The 18,504-nt window shown below is 69.8% G+C and carries 18 protein-coding genes; 11 read left to right on the forward strand and 7 right to left on the reverse strand.

The features are described 5' to 3' along the window. The 7 genes from gmk to fabD form a co-directional block, all read right to left on the reverse strand. On the reverse strand, positions 1-557 hold a 557-nt coding region (gmk, locus tag VNW53_RS12180), incomplete at its 3' end, for a guanylate kinase (protein WP_414693280.1). A gap of 69 nt (positions 558-626) precedes the next feature. Continuing rightward, positions 627-1,508: a YicC/YloC family endoribonuclease gene (locus VNW53_RS12185; protein ID WP_325555936.1), complete on the reverse strand. Its 882-nt coding sequence runs from the start codon at positions 1,506-1,508 to the stop codon at positions 627-629. After that, positions 1,505-2,494, reverse strand: a complete 990-nt coding sequence (gene mltG, locus VNW53_RS12190) for an endolytic transglycosylase MltG (RefSeq protein WP_325555937.1) — start codon at positions 2,492-2,494, stop codon at positions 1,505-1,507. Before mltG ends, VNW53_RS12185 begins: the two co-directional genes overlap by 4 nt. A 62-nt stretch (positions 2,495-2,556) precedes the next feature. Then, on the reverse strand, positions 2,557-3,843 hold the full coding sequence (gene fabF, locus VNW53_RS12195) for a beta-ketoacyl-ACP synthase II (RefSeq protein WP_325555938.1): 1,287 nt from the start codon (positions 3,841-3,843) through the stop codon (positions 2,557-2,559). Between the two features lie 95 nt (positions 3,844-3,938). Further along, positions 3,939-4,178 (reverse strand): acyl carrier protein, encoded by a 240-nt coding sequence (locus VNW53_RS12200; protein ID WP_012522113.1) that lies wholly within the window; start codon positions 4,176-4,178, stop codon positions 3,939-3,941. A 138-nt stretch (positions 4,179-4,316) separates the two neighbouring features. Continuing rightward, on the reverse strand, positions 4,317-5,057 hold the full coding sequence (fabG, locus tag VNW53_RS12205) for a 3-oxoacyl-[acyl-carrier-protein] reductase (RefSeq protein WP_325555939.1): 741 nt from the start codon (positions 5,055-5,057) through the stop codon (positions 4,317-4,319). A gap of 10 nt (positions 5,058-5,067) precedes the next feature. Continuing rightward, entirely contained in the window at positions 5,068-6,012 is a 945-nt protein-coding gene (gene fabD / locus VNW53_RS12210; protein ID WP_325555940.1) for an ACP S-malonyltransferase, read from the reverse strand. 93 nt (positions 6,013-6,105) lie between these two features. Between fabD and VNW53_RS12215 the strand changes: the two genes are divergently transcribed. The 11 genes from VNW53_RS12215 to VNW53_RS12265 all read left to right on the forward strand — a co-directional run. Further along, on the forward strand, positions 6,106-7,185 hold the full coding sequence (locus VNW53_RS12215) for a zinc-binding dehydrogenase (RefSeq protein WP_325555941.1): 1,080 nt from the start codon (positions 6,106-6,108) through the stop codon (positions 7,183-7,185). Positions 7,186-7,631: 446 nt separating this feature from the next. Continuing rightward, positions 7,632-8,150 (forward strand): DUF4402 domain-containing protein, encoded by a 519-nt coding sequence (locus VNW53_RS12220; RefSeq protein WP_325555942.1) that lies wholly within the window; start codon positions 7,632-7,634, stop codon positions 8,148-8,150. Between the two features lie 224 nt (positions 8,151-8,374). Beyond that, entirely contained in the window at positions 8,375-9,298 is a 924-nt protein-coding gene (locus tag VNW53_RS12225) for a hypothetical protein (protein ID WP_325555943.1), read from the forward strand. 94 nt (positions 9,299-9,392) lie between these two features. Beyond that, positions 9,393-12,296 (forward strand): hypothetical protein, encoded by a 2,904-nt coding sequence (locus tag VNW53_RS12230; protein WP_325555944.1) that lies wholly within the window; start codon positions 9,393-9,395, stop codon positions 12,294-12,296. Positions 12,297-12,384: 88 nt separating this feature from the next. Further along, positions 12,385-13,404: a DUF4402 domain-containing protein gene (locus VNW53_RS12235; RefSeq protein WP_325555945.1), complete on the forward strand. Its 1,020-nt coding sequence runs from the start codon at positions 12,385-12,387 to the stop codon at positions 13,402-13,404. Between the two features lie 71 nt (positions 13,405-13,475). After that, positions 13,476-14,021, forward strand: a complete 546-nt coding sequence (locus VNW53_RS12240; RefSeq protein ID WP_325555946.1) for a peroxiredoxin — start codon at positions 13,476-13,478, stop codon at positions 14,019-14,021. Positions 14,022-14,247: 226 nt separating this feature from the next. Next, on the forward strand, positions 14,248-14,622 hold the full coding sequence (gene rpsF / locus VNW53_RS12245) for a 30S ribosomal protein S6 (RefSeq protein ID WP_325555947.1): 375 nt from the start codon (positions 14,248-14,250) through the stop codon (positions 14,620-14,622). Further along, on the forward strand, positions 14,622-14,903 hold the full coding sequence (rpsR, locus tag VNW53_RS12250; RefSeq protein ID WP_293367223.1) for a 30S ribosomal protein S18: 282 nt from the start codon (positions 14,622-14,624) through the stop codon (positions 14,901-14,903). Before rpsF ends, rpsR begins: the two co-directional genes overlap by 1 nt. Positions 14,904-14,916: 13 nt before the next feature. Continuing rightward, on the forward strand, positions 14,917-15,504 hold the full coding sequence (rplI, locus tag VNW53_RS12255; protein WP_325555948.1) for a 50S ribosomal protein L9: 588 nt from the start codon (positions 14,917-14,919) through the stop codon (positions 15,502-15,504). Positions 15,505-15,665: 161 nt separating this feature from the next. Beyond that, positions 15,666-18,092, forward strand: a complete 2,427-nt coding sequence (locus VNW53_RS12260; RefSeq protein WP_325555949.1) for a TonB-dependent receptor — start codon at positions 15,666-15,668, stop codon at positions 18,090-18,092. A 169-nt stretch (positions 18,093-18,261) separates the two neighbouring features. After that, the coding region (locus VNW53_RS12265; protein ID WP_325555950.1) for a DnaB-like helicase N-terminal domain-containing protein at positions 18,262-18,504 on the forward strand (243 nt) is incomplete at its 3' end.

An 18,504-nucleotide genomic window follows, 5' to 3' on the forward strand; every position in this document is an offset into this window, starting at 1 on the left:
CAGGGATTGCGGCCCGGCTTCATGCGTTCGGCGCGGTAGATGTGGATCAGGTCGGCGTAGGCCCGGTCGAAGTCCTTGTTGACGATGACGTAATCGTACTCGCCCCAGTGGGCGATCTCGCGCTTTCCCAGCGCCAGGCGCTGGTCGATGATCGCCGAGGAATCCTGCGCCCGGGCGTGCAGCCGCCGCGCCAGGTCGGACCACGACGGCGGCAGTACGAAAACCCGCACGCTGTCGTTCGGCGCCTTCTCGGCCACCTGCCGCGCGCCCTGCCAGTCGATGTCGAACAGCACGTCCTTGCCGGCCTCCATGGCCGCGATCACCGGCGCCTTGGGCGTGCCGTAGAGGTTGCCGTTGACCTCGGCCCATTCGAACAGCTCGCCACCCGCGATCATCGCCTCGAACTCCACGCGGGTCTTGAAGTAGTACTCCCGCGCCTCCTCCTCGCCGGGGCGCGGCGGGCGGGTGGTCGCCGAGATCGACAGGATCATGTCGGCGTAGTCGGCCACCAGCCGGCGCGACAGCGAGGTCTTGCCGGCGCCCGCGGGGCTCGACATCAGGAGCAGCAGGCCCCGCCGCGTCGTCTCCCAGGGCTTGGAATGGTCCTCGGCGGCGGTCACGCTGCGTCACTCCACATTCTGCACCTGCTCGCGGAACTGCTCGATGGTGGCTTTGAGGTCCAGGCCGACCGCGGTCAAGGCGCCCGAGGCGGACTTGGAGCACAGGGTGTTGGCCTCGCGCATGAATTCCTGGGTCAGGAAGTCGAGCTTGCGCCCGACCCCGCCGTCGCTTCCCAGCAGGCCCCGGGCGGCATCGACATGTCCCCGCAGGCGATCCAGTTCCTCCTGCACGTCGGCCTTCACCGCCATGGCGGCGGCCTCCTGCAGGATGCGCTCCTCGCTGGCGGCCTCGCCGGCCAGCTCGGTCAGCCGCTTCTCGAAGCGGGCTTTGATGAGCAGGGGCTGGCCCTCCGCGAGCGCCGAGGCCTTGCCGGTCAGCTCGCCGACCCGCGCCACCAGACCGTCGAGCACCGCGGCCAGGGAGCGGCCCTCCTCCGCGCGGCCCGCGGCCAGCCCGTCGAGCGCCAAACCGATGGACGCCGCCATGGCCGCCTCCAGCGCGGCCTGGGCGTCGGGGTCGTCCACCGCGTCCGTCGTCTCGATCACGCCGCGCAGGGCGAGCAGGCCGTCCAGGCTCGCCGGCGCGGCCTGGCCCGAGGCGACGTAGGGCGCGCCGGCCGCCAGGTAGCGTTCCAGTTGCTCCAGGTTCAGCCGCACAGCGCCGGCGGCCTCGGCGCGCTTTGCCTGGACGCCGAGGGTCACCTGACCGCGCACGAACCGGCTCTGCGCGCCCTCGCGCGCCGCGCGCTCCAGGCCCTCGAAGCCCGGCGGCCCCCGGAAGCGGACCTCCAGGTTGCGGCCGTTCACGCTGCGGGCCTCCACCGCCCAGCTCCACGCGCCCAGGGCTCCCTCGGCGCGGCCGAAGCCGGTCATTCCGCTGATGGTCATTTACCGCCTCCCGCCGCGCGCTGGCGTTCGATCGCCCGCCACTTGGCCACGTTCGCCTGATGCTGCTCGAAGGTCGAGGCGAAGGCGTGCCCGCCGGTCCCGTCTGCCACGAAGTACATCTCGTCGGACTTGGGCGGATTGAGCACCGCGGCCAGCGACGCGCGGCCGGGATTGGCGATCGGCGTCGGGGGCAGGCCCACGATGCGGTAGGTGTTGTAGGGCGTCTGCGCCTCGAGCTCCGACTTGGTGATGCCGCGGCCCAGCGGCCGGCCCTTGGTGATCCCGTAGATGATGGTGGGGTCGCTCTCCAGCTTGATCCCGGCGCGCAGGCGGTTCTCGAACACCGCCGCGATCCGGGGCCGTTCGGCCGGGACGCCGGTCTCCTTCTCCACGATGGAGGCCAGCGTCACCGCCTCCTCCGGCGTCTTCAGCGGCACGTCCGGCGCGCGGGCCGCCCAGAGCTGGGCCAGCAAGGCGTCGCGGGCGGCCATCATCTTGGCGATCACCTCGCCGCGGTCCTCGCCGCGCTGGATCTGGTAGCCGTCGGGCAGCAGCGAGCCCTCCGGCGGCGTCTCGATGGCGCCGGTCAGCACCGGCTCGGCGCGCACGGCGCCCGCCACCATTTCGCTGGTCCAGCCCTCGGGGGCCACCACGAAGCGGCGCACGACACGGCCGTTGGCGATGTCGGCCAGCACCTGCGCCATGGAGGCGCCGCTCTTGAACTCGTACTCGCCGGCCTTGAGATGGCGCCCGGAGCCGCTGAGCTTGGCGGCGAGGTAGAAGATCTCCCGCGAGCCGATCACTCCGGCGGCCTTCAGGTCGGCCGCGATCTGCCCGACGCCGGCGCCCTTGGGCAGGATCACGTCGGTGAGGCCGTCCTGGCGCGCCGCCGGGCCGGGGCCACGGTAGGTCCAGACCACCCAGCCGCCGCCGAGCACCGCGATGAAGAACAGCGTGGTCAGCACCCGGCCCGCCGTGCGGAACACGCCCTGGCCCGTCCGGACCGGCCTGCGCCGCCCCCCAGTTCGGGGAAACAGGGGCCTGCGGCTCACGAGACCTTCTTGAACACCACGGAGGCGTTGGTCCCGCCGAACCCGAAGGAATTGGAGAGAGCGATGTCGATCTTCATCGGCTTGGCCTTGTGCGGAACCAGGTCGATCTTCGTCTCGACGGAGGGATTGTCGAGGTTGATGGTGGGCGGCGCGATCTGGTCGCGGATCGCCAGCACCGAGAAAGCCGCCTCGATCGCCCCGGCCGCGCCCAGGAGGTGGCCGGTGGCCGACTTGGTCGAACTCATGGTCGCCCTGTCCGCCGCATCGCCGAGCAGACGGGTCACCGCGCCCAGCTCGATCTCGTCGCCCAGGGGCGTCGAAGTGCCGTGGGCGTTGATGTAGTCCACCTGCGCCATCTCGATGGCCGCGTCCTTCAGGGCCGCCTTCATGGCGCGGAAGCCGCCGTCGCCGTCCTCGGCCGGGGCGGTGATGTGGTAGGCGTCGCCGGCCAGGCCGTAGCCCGCGACCTCGGCGTAGATCTTCGCGCCCCGCGCCTTGGCGTGCTCGTACTCCTCGAGCACCAGGACGCCGGCGCCCTCGCCCATGACGAAGCCGTCGCGGTCCTTGTCGTAGGGCCGGCTGGCCCTTTCCGGCGTGTCGTTGAAGCCGGTCGACATGGCGCGCGCGGCGATGAAGCCGGCCATGCCCACCGGGCAGATCGCCGCCTCGGCGCCGCCCGCCAGCATCACGTCGGCGTCGCCGTACTTGATCAGCCGGGCCGCGTCGCCGATCGCGTGCGCTCCGGTCGCGCAGGCCGTCACCACCGAATGGTTGGGGCCCTTGAAGCCATAGCGGATCGAGACCTGGCCGCTGGCCAGGTTGATCAGGGCCGAAGGGATGAAGAACGGGCTCACCCGGCGCGGGCCCTTCTCATGCAGTTCCACGGAGGTCCGCTCGATGGTGGCCAGGCCGCCGATGCCCGAGCCGATCATCACGCCCGTCCGCTCGCGGTCCGCCTCGGCCTCGGGCTGCCAGCCCGAATCCTTCACCGCCTCGTCCGCCGCGGCGATGGCGTAGAGTATGAAGTCGTCCACCCGGCGCTGGTCGCGGGTGGAAAGTGTCTGGTCGGGATCGAAGGAGCCCGGGATGTCGGCGGCGCCGCCGCCGCGCCCATCGACGCGCGGCACCTCGCCGGCCACCTTGCAGGCATAGTCGCCGGAAATATCGAAGGTGGTGACGCGGCCGATCCCGGATTTTCCCGCCAGGATGGCGGCCCAGGTGATCTCCGTCCCCTGCCCCAGCGGGGTGATCAGGCCGATACCGGTGACGACGACTCGACGCATGACGATCCTCAGGCAACGGTCCTCAAAGGAAGACCGCCGAGGCCGGGGCGCTACCCCGACCCGGCGGTCCGAAAACCTTGAGCAGAATCAGGCGCTTAAGCGCCCAGGCGCTCTTGGATGAACTTCACGGCGTCGCCCACCGTCTGGATATGCTCGGCGGCGTCGTCGGGGATTTCGATGTCGAACTCCTCCTCGAAAGCCATGACCAGCTCGACATTGTCGAGGCTGTCTGCGCCCAGGTCGTCGATGAAGCTGGCCTTCTCGGTCACCTTCTCCGGATCGGCGTCCAGGTGTTCGATGACGATCTTGCGGACGCGCTCTAGGACGTCGGACATTAGGTAGGTCCCTCTAAGTTCAGGCTTTGCATCGGCGAGCCGGGCGTTGAAGTCAACCGCAACGGTCAGGCTCACCAAAAGTCGTGCGGGCGTTAGCATGTTCCGATGTGGGAAGGCGAGGCCTTCAAATCACCTCGTTCAGATCATCGCCATTCCGCCGTTCACATGCAGGGTCTGGCCGGTGACATAGGCCGCCTCGCTGGAGGCGAGATAGACGCAGGCCGCCGCCACGTCCGCGCCGAGCCCAAGACGCCCCATCGGGATCGTGGCCATGATCTGGGCCTTCTGGGCCTCGGTGAGGGCGTCGGTCATCGGGCTTTCGATCATGCCGGGCGCCACGCAGTTGACGGTGATTCCCCGGGTGGCGACCTCGGCCGCCAACGCCTTGGAGAAGCCGATCATGCCCGCCTTCGAGGCGGCGTAGTTTGCCTGGCCGGGATTGCCCATCACGCCGACCACCGAGGTGATTCCGATGATCCGGCCGTGGCGGCGGCGCATCATGCCCTTGGCGGCGGCGCGGCTGAGCCGGAAATAGCTCTCCAGATTGACCTTCAGGACTTCGGTCCAGTCGTCGTCCTTCATCCGCAGCAGCAGCCCGTCCTTGGTGATGCCGGCGTTGGCCACCAGGATGTCGAGCGGCGCGCCCGCCGCGGCCTCCGCCGCCTCCACGAGGCCGTCGACAGCGGCGGAGTCCGAGAGATTCGCCGGCACGGCCGAGACCCGCTCGCCGAACGCGGCGGCGCGCTCCTGCAGCACGGCCTCGCGGGTGCCGGACAGCACCACGTGCGCGCCCTGGGCATGGAGCGCCGAGGCGATCGCCGCGCCGATGCCGCCGGTGGCGCCGGTGACGAGGGCTGTCTTGCCGGTCAGTTCGAACATGGCGTTTCCCTTAGAGGCTCTTGGCGAAGGCTTCCAGGTCGCCCGGACCGTTCAGCGGCGTGGCCTCGGCGTCCGGCGCGATCCGCTTGGCCATGCCGGAGAGCACCTTGCCGGCGCCCGCCTCCGCGAAGCGGGTCACCCCGCCCTCGCCCGCCAGCCACATCATGCTCTCGCGCCAGCGGACACGGCCCGTCACCTGATCCACCAGCAGGCCGCGGATGAGCTCCGGGTCCAGGGTCGGGCGAGCCGTGACATTGGTCACCACGGCGGCGCGGGGCGCCACGATGGTCGCCTTGGCGAGGGCCGCGGCCATCTCGTCGGCGGCCGGCTGCATCAGCGGGCAGTGGAAGGGCGCCGAGACGTTCAGCAGGATCGCGCGGGCCCCAAGCTCTTTGGCCTTCTCTATGGCCAGGTCCACGGCCGCCTTGGCGCCGGAGATCACCACGTTGCCGGCGTTGTTGTCGTTGGCCACGACGCAGACGCCGGCCGCCGACCCCGCGGCGGCGGCCTCTTCGGCGAGGGCCACATCCGCCTTGGGGCCGATCAGGGACGCCATGGCGCCTGCGCCCACCGGCACGGCCCGCTGCATCGCCTGGCCGCGCAGCTTCAGGAGGCGCGCGGTATCCGCCAGGCTGATCGCGCCCGCCGCCGCCAAGGCCGAGTATTCGCCCAGGCTGTGGCCGGCCACGAAGGCGGCCTTGCCGATCCCGACGCCGAACTCCTTCTCCAGGGTGCGCATTACCGCCAGGCTCACCGCCATCAGCGCCGGCTGGGCGTTCTCGGTCAGGGTGAGCTGGTCATCCGGCCCCTCGCGCATCAGCTTGAACAGCTTCTGGCCGAGCGCGTCGTCGACCTCCTGGAACACCTCGCGGGCCGACCCGAAGGTCTCCGCGAGGTCGGCGCCCATGCCCACGGCCTGGCTGCCCTGGCCGGGAAAAAGGAAGGCGAGGCTCATGCGGTTGGCTCCGGGCTCTATCGATTCCGAGGCGCGAGGGTTACGGAATATGGAAAGCCCCGGCAAGGCGGCGGTAGTTTCAGGGAGGCGGCCATGCGCGCGGTCGTGCGGCGCAACAAGCAGCTCGTCTGCGACGAGATCGCCGAGCTGGAGCCGGCGGCCGGCCAGGTGCTGGTCAAGACTCTGGCCTGCGGCATCTGCGGCTCGGACCTGCACGCCCTTCACCACATGGAGCACATGATCGAGCTCGGCCGCCGCGGCGGCGGGGGCGACAACGGCTTCGATCCCAGCGCCGACACTGTCTTCGGCCACGAGTTCTGCGCCGAGATCCTCGACCACGGCCCCGGTTCGCCCAAGACCCTGAAGGTCGGGACGCGGGTGGTCAGCGTGCCGGCCACCCTGACCGCGACCGGTGCGGAGATGCTGGGCTTCTCCAACCGCCTGCCGGGCGGCTTCGCCGAGCGGATGATCCTCAGCGAGGCGCTGATCCTGGAGGTTCCCAACGGCCTGCCCACCGAGCACGCCGCCCTGACCGAGCCCTTCGCGGTCGGCTTCCACGCGCTCGCCAAGGCGCGGATGGACGCCAACTCCGTGGCCCTGGTGATCGGCTGCGGGCCCGTGGGCCTGGCGGTGATCGCCGCGCTGAAGGCCGCCGGCCACGGCCCGGTGATCGCCGCCGATTTTTCGCCCCGCCGCCGCGCCGCCGCCGAGAGGCTGGGCGCCGACATCGTGCTCGATCCGGCAAGGGAGTCGCCGCACGACCGCTGGGAGGGCCTAGGCGTGCCCAAGGCCCGCGCGGCCCAGCAGATGATCCGCATGATGGGCGGAAGCTTCGGCCGCCCGGTGATCTTCGAATGCGTCGGCGCGCCCGGCGTGGTCCAGGGCCTCATCGAGGCCGCGCCCGCCGGAGCCCAGATCGTCGTGGCCGGCGTCTGCATGGAGACCGACCGCATCGAGCCCTCGATCGCCATCACCAAGGAGATCGAGCTGACCTTCGTGTTCGGCTACACGCCCGAGGAATTCGCCGGGACCCTGCGCGACATCGCAGACGGCGTGATCGACGTTTCCGGCCTGGTCACGGGGCGGGTCGGGCTGGACGGCGTCGCCGGCGCCTTCACGGCCCTGGGTGACCCCGAGGCGCACGTGAAGATCCTGGTCGAGCCCGCGTCCTAAGGCCGCACCGGGCCGGCCCCGGCGAGGCAGGCCGACGAGGCAGGCCGGCGAGGCAGATTGTCGCGATCCCAGGCGCGGGGACAGCCGCCCCGGCCCCACCTTCGGCGGCGGCCGCCGCATCCGGACGGGCGCGCCTGCCGTATAAGGGTTAACGGCGGGGCCGATAACGACAATTCAGGTTCCAGGAAGCGCCTGACCCGTCACACAAACACTGGACAATTCCCCTCTGAGGGGAAACAGGCGGCGCTCCGGCTGCTTGCTTTCGCTTGACTTGGCTCAGGCCAAAAAGGCGCCCCACAACACTAGTACAACCTAAGATTTTACCAGCACACAGGCGCGAACTGCTTATCTTGACAGCCCGTAACAGCGGTTTTAATGGATAATCTTAATAGATGGTTAAGCTTGGGGTAAGGCACGCCCCGGATTGCCGCTCTTGGGGGAGATTCATGAAAATCCGCAATGCCCTGCTCGCAGCCGGCGCCGCCCTGGCGCTCTCCGGGCTCGCGACCGGCGCCCTCGCCTCCGGCACCGTGTCCGCGACCGCCAACGCCACGGCGACGGTGATCTCGCCGACCACCATCACCAAGACCCAGGACATGAACTTCGGCACCGTCGTGCGCCCGACCTCGGGGGGAACCAACACCGTCACCCTGGACGCCAACAATACGGTGACCATGACCGGTCCGGGCAACGGCTCCGTCGTGACCAGCCCGACCACCTCGGCGAAGTTCAACATCGCCGTGCAGACCGCCACCAACTACACCCTGGCCCAGACCCTCACCTTCACCCAGAGCGGCCTGACCAACATCACGCCGGGCACGGCGGTCGCCACCACGGGCACGCTGGGGACCATCGCGGCCAACGGCGCGCAGGAGATCCGCTACGGCGGCTCGTTCGACATCGGCATCGCCACGCCGATCCAGAACTATACCGGGACGCTTTCGGTCACGGTCACCTACAACTGAGCTTCGGGCGGCGGCTCCGGCGTCCCGCGGCAAAGAGGTCGTTAACTCTAAACTGCCAAGCTTCCCACTCGCCACGGCCCGATCCTGGGCCCGGCCGGCAGGACGCCCCTTCGCACGGACCTGAGGCCGGAACAGACCTTGCGAGCTGGACCGTCGCCGATGGATTTCGCCCACGCCGCCACGCCCCGCCCGCCCGGCGTCCTCCCCGCACCGGCGTCAAAGTCATGAAATTCCCCGCCCCGCTGACCGCGCTGGCGTTTCTGGCGACACTGGGAGCCGGCGGAGTTCTGGCCCAGCCCGGGACCGCCCCGGTCCGCGCCGGGCCCGTGGCCGCCGCTCAGCCGAGCGGGGCCAACCTCAACATCTCGCCCAAGCGCGTCACCTTCGACCGGGCTCACCGCTCGGCGACCGTCTTCGTCTTCAACCAGGGCTCCGCGCCGGGGACCTTCGACATCTCGCTGGTGGACCGCGTCATGCTGCCCGACGGCCAGATCCTGCCCATGGCCGACGTGCAGGCGAAGCCCGAAGCCAAGGCGATCGCCGAGCGGGTGCAGTCGGCGCAGGGGATCCTGCAGATCTCGCCCCGCCGGGTGACCCTCAATCCGGGCCAGGGCCAGACGGTGCGCCTGCGGGTGATCGGCGCGCCGAGCGATCCGGGCGTGGTCGAGCTGCGCAGCCACCTGACCATCGCCACCCTGCCCCCGCGGGAGACCGGCACGACGGCCGAGGCCGCGGCTGCGAACCGCCCGCCGAACCAGCTCAGCTTCCAGATCAGCGCCCTCCTGGGCCTCAGCATCCCGGCCATCGTGCGCCTGAACGATCCGGACATCCGCGCCCGGCTGGAGAACGCGCGCGTCACGTTCGAGTCCCTCAACGGACCCAACAGCCCGCCGACCCCGACCCTCAACCTCGACCTCGTGCGCCTGGGCGCCAACTCCCTGTTCGGCAACTTCGAGATCCGCTCGGCGGGTCAGCCGCGCAGCCCGGTGCTCGGGCTGTCGCGCGGCGTCGGGGTCTATACCGAGATCGATCGTCGCGCGATCCGCATCCCTCTGACCCGGGCGCCCGCGCAGGGGGAACACCTGGAGGTGACTTTCACCGACGACGACACATCGCCGGGAAAAGTCCTTGCGAAACTTACGCTTTAGCCGGGCCGCGCTGTTCGCGACCGCGGCGGTTCAAGCCTGCGCCGCGGGCCCTGCTGCGGCCCGGACGCCGCACCCCGAGGCGATCGCGGCCCTCATGCTTGGCGCGCCGGGGCCGCCGGTCGGCCGTCCCGCGGCCGGCGACGCCATCGCGAGCTTCCTGCTGAAAGGGGCGCCGCCGCACGCCATCTCGCGCGCGCAGACCGTCGCGGCCGGCCCCGCACCCCTGATCTCCGCGAACGAGCCGCAACCGGCGCCGCGCCCGCCGCCGACTCCAGTCGCCACGCCCGTCGCCGCGCCCGCCCCGGCCGCCGGCGAGCGCGCCGCGGCCCAGGCGGACCGCAACACGGCGCGGGTGCTCGCGGTCGACCCGCGCTTTCCCGCCCCCGATCCCCAGACCCTGCTGCTCCTGCTCGTCCAACTGGACAACCTGACCCTCACCGACGGCCTGACCGCCTATGGCTCGCCGGACGATCCGCTGTTGCCGGTCGGCGAACTGAGCCGCCTGCTCGAACTCGACGTGGACGTCAGCCCGACCGAGGGGCGGGTGACCGGCAGCCTTGGCGAAGCGCGCCGGGCGCTGCTGATCGACGTCCTGACCAACACCGCCCGGATCGGCCCGGCGGCGGTGCCGCTGGCGCCCGGCGACCTCGCCGTGGACCCGGGCGAGATCTATGTGCGCGCCTCGGTGCTGGCCAAGCTGCTGCCGCTGAGCTTCGCGGTCGACGCGGGCGCCCTGCAGATGAAGGTCGCGGCCACCGAGGTGCTTCCGATCCAGAGCCGGCTGCAGCGCGTGGCGCGGCTACGCGACGGCTCGCCCAGGGCAGCCACCCCGGTGATGCGGGTCGACACGCCCTACAAGCTCTTCACCCCGCCGTCGTTCGACGTGGCGCTCGGCCTTGGCGTGCAGACCGATCACCCCAGGCTGCCGTCGCAGTACGACATCCGGCTGGGCGGCGACCTGCTCTACGCGGGCCTCCAGGCCTATCTGGGCTCCGACGAGAGCGGCCGGCTGACCACCACCCGTGTGCTGCTCGAGAAGCGCTCGCTGGAGGGCGACCTCCTGGGGCCGCTGCACGCGCGCGTCGTGGGCGTCGGCGACGTCTTCACGCCGGGGCTTTCGATCGGTCCGCGCAGCCTGGGCGGCCGCGGCTTCGCGCTCTCCACCGTGCCGCTCGACCAGACCAACGTCTTCAACCGCATCGACCTGCGCGGTGAGCTGCCCATCGGCGACGACGTCGAGCTCTATGTGAACGACGTCCTTCAGGGCGCCCAGCAGCAGGCCGTCAACGGGCGGTACGAATTCCTCAACGTGCCCCTGACCCAGGGGATCAACATCATCCGCATCGTCACCTACGGCCCGCGCGGCCAGAGGAGCGAGGAAACCCGGGTCATCAACGCCGGCGGCGGCCTGCTGCGCCCGGGCCAGGTCACCGTCGAGTTCGGCGTGGTGGACCAGAACGAGCCGCTGTTGCGGGTCAGCGACATCAACCCCTTCGCCGTGGACCGCAGCACCGGCAAGCCGCGGGTCGTGGCCAATGTCAGCTACGGCCTGACCCAGTACCTGACCGTCTCCGGCGGCGGCGCGGTCTACACCGACCAGTTGGGGGTGCAGCGCAACCTCTACACCGGAGGCGTGCGCACCTCGATCGCGGGCTTCGCCACCGAGCTGGACGTGGCCGGCGACAACCGCGGCGGCCAGGGCGTTTCGGTGGACGTCGCCGGGCGGCTGTTCGGCGCCAACGCCGTGCTTCGCCAGTCGGAATACCGCGGCGGGCTGCTGGACGAGAACAACGCCGAGGCCGACCTCAACCGCCCGGTCAGCCACCGCACCGAACTCACCGTCGACCAGAACTTCCGCTTCGGGCCCCAGGTGATCCCGCTGTCGGTCCGCGCCCTGCGCGACGTCTACGCCGATGGCGGCAGCGCCTGGATCGGCCAGGTGCGCGGCTCGGCGGCCCTGGGCAGCGTCCTCTATTCCACCGGCCTCGAATACGACCGCATCGACACCGCCGCCACCGGCCAGGCCAGCGACAACCTCCGCGGCTTCGTGGGGCTGTCGACCTATCGGGCCTACAAGTGGCAGGTGCGCGCCACGGTCGACTATGACGCCGCGCCCAAGCTGCGCGTGAGCGGGGTGGAGCTGCTGGTCGACCGCACCCTCTCCGACACCTGGTCGCTGCGGTTCGGGGTCACCGAGCGGCTGGACCAGCCGAAAGACCTGCAGCTTGTCGCCGGCAGCACCACGCGCACCAAGTTCGGCGACCTGGCGCTTTCCGGCCAATACGACACCACCCAGAATAGCTGGCGGTTCGGGGCCCAGATGAATTTCGGCCTGGGCTACAACCCGCAGGCCGGCGCCTACGAGCTGACCCGCTCCGGCCCCGGGTCGGGCGGTTCGGTGCTGTTCCACGCCTTCATCGACGCCAACGGCAACGGCAAGTTCGACCCGGGCGAGCGGCCTGTGCCCGGCGTCGTCGTGGAAGGCGCCGCCCTGCGGGCGGTCACCGACGCCGACGGCCGCGCCTTTGTCAGCGGCTTCGGCGCGGGCCCCACCGCGCGCTTGCTCGTCGGGATCGGCCAGTTGGAAAACCAGTCGGTCAAGACGCCGCCGACGGTGATCGAGTTCGCGCCGCGGCCGGGCGGCGTGACGGAGATCGAATATCCCTTGCGGCCGACCGGCGAGGTGATGGTCAACATCAGGCTGCGCCGGCCGGACCAGCAGCGCGTCGGGCTATCGGCCACCCGGGTGCGCCTGGTGGACGACAAGGGCGTGGCCGTGGAAGGGGTGACCGAGTTCGACGGTTCGGTGAACTTCCAGGACCTGCCGGCCGGGACCTACCGCCTGGAGCTCGACAAGGACCAGGCGGCGCGCCTGCGCATGCGGCTGCTCGCGCCGGTGACGGTGACGATCAAGCCAGACGGGTCGATCACGCCGGACGTGTCGGCCGACGTCGAGTTCGAGCCGCGGCCGGACGGCGGCGCGCCGGCGCCGGGTTAGCGCGCGTTGCGCCTCGGCTGGGCCTGCGCGGCCATTGAGGGTACACTGAGGCTTCATCGGGTTGGGGCGTGCGCGTTCGGCAGTGACCATGATCAGGCTCTCCAGGCCCGCGGCCGTGCGGCGAGGCGCCCGGGCGCTCCCGCTGGGGCTGGTCCTCGTCGGCCTTGGCTTCGCAGCGCGGGCGACACCTAGCTACACCGTCCAGGCCACCACCAACGTCGACCTGGGCGTGGTCACCTCCGGGGCGACCGGCGACACCGTCTTCCGGGTCGATCCGACCACGGGCGCGGTCACGGTAGTGTCCGGAACGGCCACACGCTCGGCCAACACCGCCACCCGGGCCATGGTGACCATAAGCTGCGCCGCCACGGCGGTCGGCGACTGCACGCAGGCGGTCAACGTCAGGCTGGGCTCGGCCGGCGCGCCCACCGGACGGGCCCGCGCGCTGACCCGGATCAACTTCACCATGGGTACGGCCACCCTGGCCGGCCCTCCCGGCCTGCCGGGATCGGGCAGCTTCACCATCGCGGCGATCGGCCCCAATTCCTCCAAGACCTTCTTCGTGGGCGCCGACATGGGTGTGGCGGGCGACGATTCCGGCCTGCAGACCGGGGTCGCGGAGGCCGACTTCTTCGCCCTTGCGGCCGAGAGCCCGGCGACGCCGACCTCCGGGGCGACCGGGCGTTTCCAGGCGACGATCATCCGCTCCATCGCCATCTCCAAGATCTCCGACCTGGTCTTCGGCCGGGTCGCCACGCCGACGACAGGCGCCGGTGCGGTGGTGATCGACCCCACGACCGGGGCCCAGACCGGAACCAACGGCGTCGCTACCTTCGCCAGCCCCACGCCGAGCCGCGCGGCCTTCAACGTGACCGGCGAAGGCGGCCAGGCGTTCAGCGTCACCGTGCCGGCGACCTTCGTCATGACCGGGCCGCAGACCATGACCGTGACCACCTCCAGCTCGGTGACCGGTTCGCCCCTGCTCAGCGGCGCCCTGGGGTCGGCGGGGTCGTTCACCTTCGGGGTCGGGGGCTCAGCGCCGATCAGTTCGACGACGCTCAACGGCGACTACAGCGGCAGTTTCACAGTCACGGTAGCCTACAACTGACAAGGCCCGGGAGGGCCGCGACAAACCGCCGGGCCCGGTGTAGAAAGCCCCAAACCCAGCGGAGACCACCCATGAAGACCCTGATCGCGGCCGCCGTCGTCGGCAGCCTGGCCGCAACCGTCCTGGCCACCTCCGCCGCCGCCGAGCTGAAGGCCGGCGACAAGGCCCCCGACTTCTCGGCCCCCGCCTTCCTGGCCGGCCAACAGTTCAGCTACAAGCTCTCCGACGCCCTGAAGAAGGGCCCGGTGGTCGTCTATTTCTTCCCCGCCGCCCACACCCAGGGCTGCAACATCGAGGCCCACCTGTTCTCCGAGGCCATCGACCAGTTCAAGGCCGAGCACGCCACCGTCATCGGCGTGACCGCCGGCAACGTCGACCAACTCGCCGACTTCTCCAAGGAGACCGAGCACTGCGGCGGCAAGTTCCCCGTCGCCTCCGACCCCGGCGCCAGGATCGCCAAGGAATATGACGCGATCCTCGCCAAGAAGCCCGACTGGTCGAACCGCACGTCCTATGTGATCGCCAGGAACGGCACGGTCGCCGACGTCTATTCGTCGCTGGACCCCTCCGACCACGTCAACAAGACGCTGGCCGCCGTGAAGGCCCTGAAGAAGTAGGCCCGCTCCCAACCTCTCCTCCTCGCTCCGCGGGGGAGAGGACAACGGGGTCCGCGCTTGCCTCGCGGGCGTTTTTCCCCTATCAGCCCGCCTCTTCACGGAGAGCGGTCTCTCGCGGAACACCAAAGGGTTCGGGAAATTCCCGGCCGCCGCGCCAGAGATCCATCGCGTCCCGCGGACCTTCCGCCGCCGGACGCGCCGCCCTCCAAGCCGGAAGAAGGAACCTATGGCGCTCTACGAGCACGTTGTCATCTCGCGGCAGGACATCTCGCCGCAACAGGCGGAAGCCCTCAACGACACCCTGAAGCACCTGATCGAAGAAGGCGGCGGCAGCGTCGCCAAGATCGAGTACTGGGGTCTCCGCAACCTGACCTACCGGATCAAGAAGAACCGCAAGGGTCACTACTCCCTGCTGGCCATCGACGCCCCCGCCGACGCGGTGAAGGAGATGGAACGCCAGCTCTCCATCAACGAAGACGTGCTGCGCTACCTGACCGTGCGCGTCGACGAGCTGGAGCTGGAGCTCTCCCCCATCCTCGCCCGCCGCGATCGCGACCGCGAACGCCGCGATGACTTCCCGGCCAAGGAAGGAGCCTTCTGATGACCGACGAAACCACCATCGATGAAGCCCCCGCCGCCGGCGGCGCTTCGGGCGGCGCGCGCCGTCCCTTCTTCCGTCGCCGCAAGGTGTGCCCGTTCTCCGGCGCCAACGCCCCGAAGATCGACTACAAGGACGTGAAGCTGCTGCAGCGCTACGTCTCCGAGCGCGGCAAGATCGTGCCCTCGCGCATCACCGCGGTGTCGGCCAAGAAGCAGCGTGAACTCGCCAAGGCGATCAAGCGCGCCCGCTTCCTGGCCCTCCTCCCCTACGTCGTGAAGTAAGGGAGCCGGACACATGAAAGTCATTCTGCTCGAACGGGTCGAAGGCAAGGGCGGCCTTGGCGACGTGGTCTCGGTGAAGGACGGGTACGCCCGCAACTTCCTGCTGCCGCGGGCCAAGGCGCTGCGCGCCAACGCCGCCAACCTGAAGGTCTTCGAAGGCCAGCGCGCCGAGATCGAGGCCCGCAACGCCAAGGCCAAGGACGCCGCCGGCCAATCCGGCACCAAGCTGGACGGGACGGCCTACATCCTGATCCGCCAGGCGGGCGAAAGCGGCCAGCTCTACGGCTCCGTCGCCGGCCGCGACGTGGCCGACGCGGTCAACGCCGAGGGGGTCTCCAAGGTGGACCGCGCCATGGTCGTGCTGGACAAGCCGATCAAGACGCTCGGCCTGCACGAGGTGAAGATCCGCCTGCACCCGGAAGTGACCGTCACCGTCACGCTCAACATCGCCCGCTCGCAGGACGAAGCTGAGCGCCAGGCGCGCGGCGAGAACGTGATCGACTCGCAGTTCGAGGAAGATCGCATCGCCGACGAGCAGGCCCAGGCCGACCTTCTGGAAGGCGGCGCCGGCTCGCAGGACACCGGCTACGGCGAGGCCTAAAGGCCACACCATCGCCATGCAAATGGGGCGCGGAGGTCATCTCCGCGCCCTTTTTTGCGCACTGTGGCCGAAAAGTCATTTCAGCCACGCCGTTACACCTTAGCTATCCCCGCTCGGGCCAGGACCAGTCGAGCCTGTCGTCTCAGTACGGGGATAACCGCATGAAATCTCGCATAATTCTGTTCGCTGCAGCCTCGGCCGTCAGCCTCTTCGCCACGGGCGCGCTCGCCCAGTCCAAGGGCGCCGCCACCGCCGCCGGCGGCGACATCGAGGAGCTGGTCGTCACCGGCAGCCGCGCGGCGCCTGTGTCGCGCCTTGAAACCCTGGCGCCGGTCGACGTCGTCACCGCCCAGGCCCTCCAGAAGCGCGGTTCGACCGAACTGGCGAGCGCCCTCGCGGCCACGGTTCCGTCCCTCGATTTCCCGCGGCCGTCCAACACCGACGGCACCGACTCGGTGCGTCCGCTGACCCTGCGGGGCCAGGGACCGGACGAGACCCTGGTGCTGATCAACGGCGTCCGCGCCCACACCTCGGCCCTGGTGAACCTCAACGGTTCGGTGGGCCGCGGTTCGGCCGCCGTCGACCTCAACACCATTCCCGAGATCGCCATCGACCGGATCGAAGTGCTGCGTGACGGCGCCTCGGCGATCTATGGCTCGGACGCCATCGCCGGCGTGATCAACATCGGCCTGCGCGAGGCCGACCATGGCGGCGGCGCGGAGGTGACCTACGGCGAGTACGTCACCAGCCCCCACTTCTTCAACGCCGGAACCCGCAACATCAGCGATGGCGGCACGACCACCGCCCAAGGCTGGCAAGGCTTCAAGCTGGGCGCCGACGGGTTCCTGACCGTGTCGGCGGAATACCGCAACCAGGACCCCACCAACCGCAGCGACCTTGACCCCCGCTTCACGCCCAAGGTCATCGACTCCCGCTTCGGCGACGGCTCGGTCCAGGAGTCCACCCTCTACTTCAACGCCGGCAAGCCCCTGGGCGACGGCTGGGAAGCCAAGCTCTGGGGCGGCGGCCAGCTGCGCCACTCCGAGACCGCGGCCACCTTCCGCGCAGCCAACGACGCGACCCAGAACATCCCGTCGGTCTACCCCAACGGCTACCTGCCGCTGATCAACACCCACTCGAACGACTTCAGCATCGGCGGCGCGCTGAAGGGCGAGATCGCGGGCTGGAAATCCAACTTCAGCATCGACTACGGCTGGAACAACCTGAAGTACGGGGTCGAGCACACCTTGAACCCGTCGCTGGGTCCGACGTCGCCGCATTCCTTCTACGCGGGCCAGATGACCTACGACCAGACGGTGGGCAACGCCGACTTCAGTCGCGACTTCGCGATCGGCACGGCCGGCCCGCTGAACGTCGCCTTCGGCCTGGAGGCGCGCGACGAGCAGTTCAAGATCGGCGCGGGCGAGCCGGGCTCCTATGAGCGCGGCACCGTGTCCCCGAACCTGGCGCTGGGCTCGCGCGGCTTCTCGGGCTTCACGCCGGAAAACGTCGTCGACAAGAGCCGCACCAATGTCGGGGCCTACCTGGCCCTGGAAGACAAGCTGACCAGCTGGTTCACCGGCTCGGCGGCGATCCGCCAGGAGCACTATTCCGACTTCGGCGACGCCACCTCGGGCAAGCTGGCCGGCCGCATCGACGTGACGCCGGAACTGGCCTTCCGCGGCAGCGCCGAAAGCGGCTTCCGCGCCCCCAGCCTGCAGCAGGAGTATTTCACCTCGACCTCGATCCTGTTCATCAACGGGATCCCGTTCGACACCGGCACCTTCCCGTCGACCAGCCCGACCGGCAAGGCGCTGGGCGGCCAACCGCTGCAGCCTGAAAAGTCAAAGAACTATTCCCTGGGTCTGGTCTACCACCACGACCGCCTGGAATTGACGATCGACGCCTACCAGATCGACATCACCAACAAGATCGTCCTCTCCGAGACCCTGACGGGCAGCGCGACAGGGGCTCCGGGCAGCGACGCCCTGGCCCTCTTCAACCTGTTGCAGCCCTTCGGCGCCTCGGCGGCCCGTTTCTTCCTGAACGGGGTCAACACCCGCACCCAGGGGATCGACTACTCGCTCAGCTATCGCCTGCCGACCGACAACCTGGGCGACTTCAATTTCCTCGCCTCGGCGAACACCAACGACATCAAGATCACCAAGACACCGGTCACGCCGCCCCAGCTCCTGCCGGTCCCGCTCTCGCTGTTCGCCCGCCAGAATATCCTGCGCTACGAAGACGGCACGCCCCCCTACAAGGTCACCCTGCAGACGGATTGGTCGAGGGGGCCCTGGGGCGCCACGCTGCGCTCGACCTTCTACGGCGACGTGATCTCGCCCGGCACCGCGCTCGACGGCAGCCAGGACGTTCACACCGGCGAGCGCAGCCTCTGGGACCTGGAGGGCCGCTACACCCTGCCCCACGGCGTGACCGTGGCCGCCGGCGCCGACAACCTGTTCGACACCTACCCGCGGCAGATCGTGCCGTCTCTGAACACCACGGGCGCCGCGCCGTTCACCTCGTTCTCGCCGTTCGGGTTCGACGGCCGGTTCGTCTACGGGCGCATCAGCGTCCAATGGTAGGCTAAGGCCTCACTTTACGGCGAACTGCGGATCAGGCGGGCCGGTTTTCCGGCCCGCCTTTTTCGTGCGCGCCTGGCACGGCGAAGCTGTCCACAGGAGTCACTCTATTGTGTGGACGGTCAGCGATGTCGCAGTGATCGCAGGCCCGGCGTTGAGCTATCGATAGGCCATGGCCCTCGTTCCCGCCCTCGACCTGCGTCCGGTGTCCAACGACACGCCGATCGCCCACGCCCCGGCCAATGTGGAGGCCGAGCAGGCGTTGCTGGGGGCCCTGCTCTACGACAACGCCGCCTTCGAACGGATCGGCGACTTCCTGCAGGCGCGGCACTTCTTCGAGCCGTTCCACCAGCGGCTGTTCGGCGCCATCGAGAGCAATATCCGCAAGGGCCAGCTCGCCGAGCCGATCCTGCTG

The sequence above is a fragment of the Phenylobacterium sp. genome, assembly GCF_035569475.1.
In the GTDB taxonomy this organism is placed as follows: Bacteria; Pseudomonadota; Alphaproteobacteria; order Caulobacterales; family Caulobacteraceae; genus Phenylobacterium.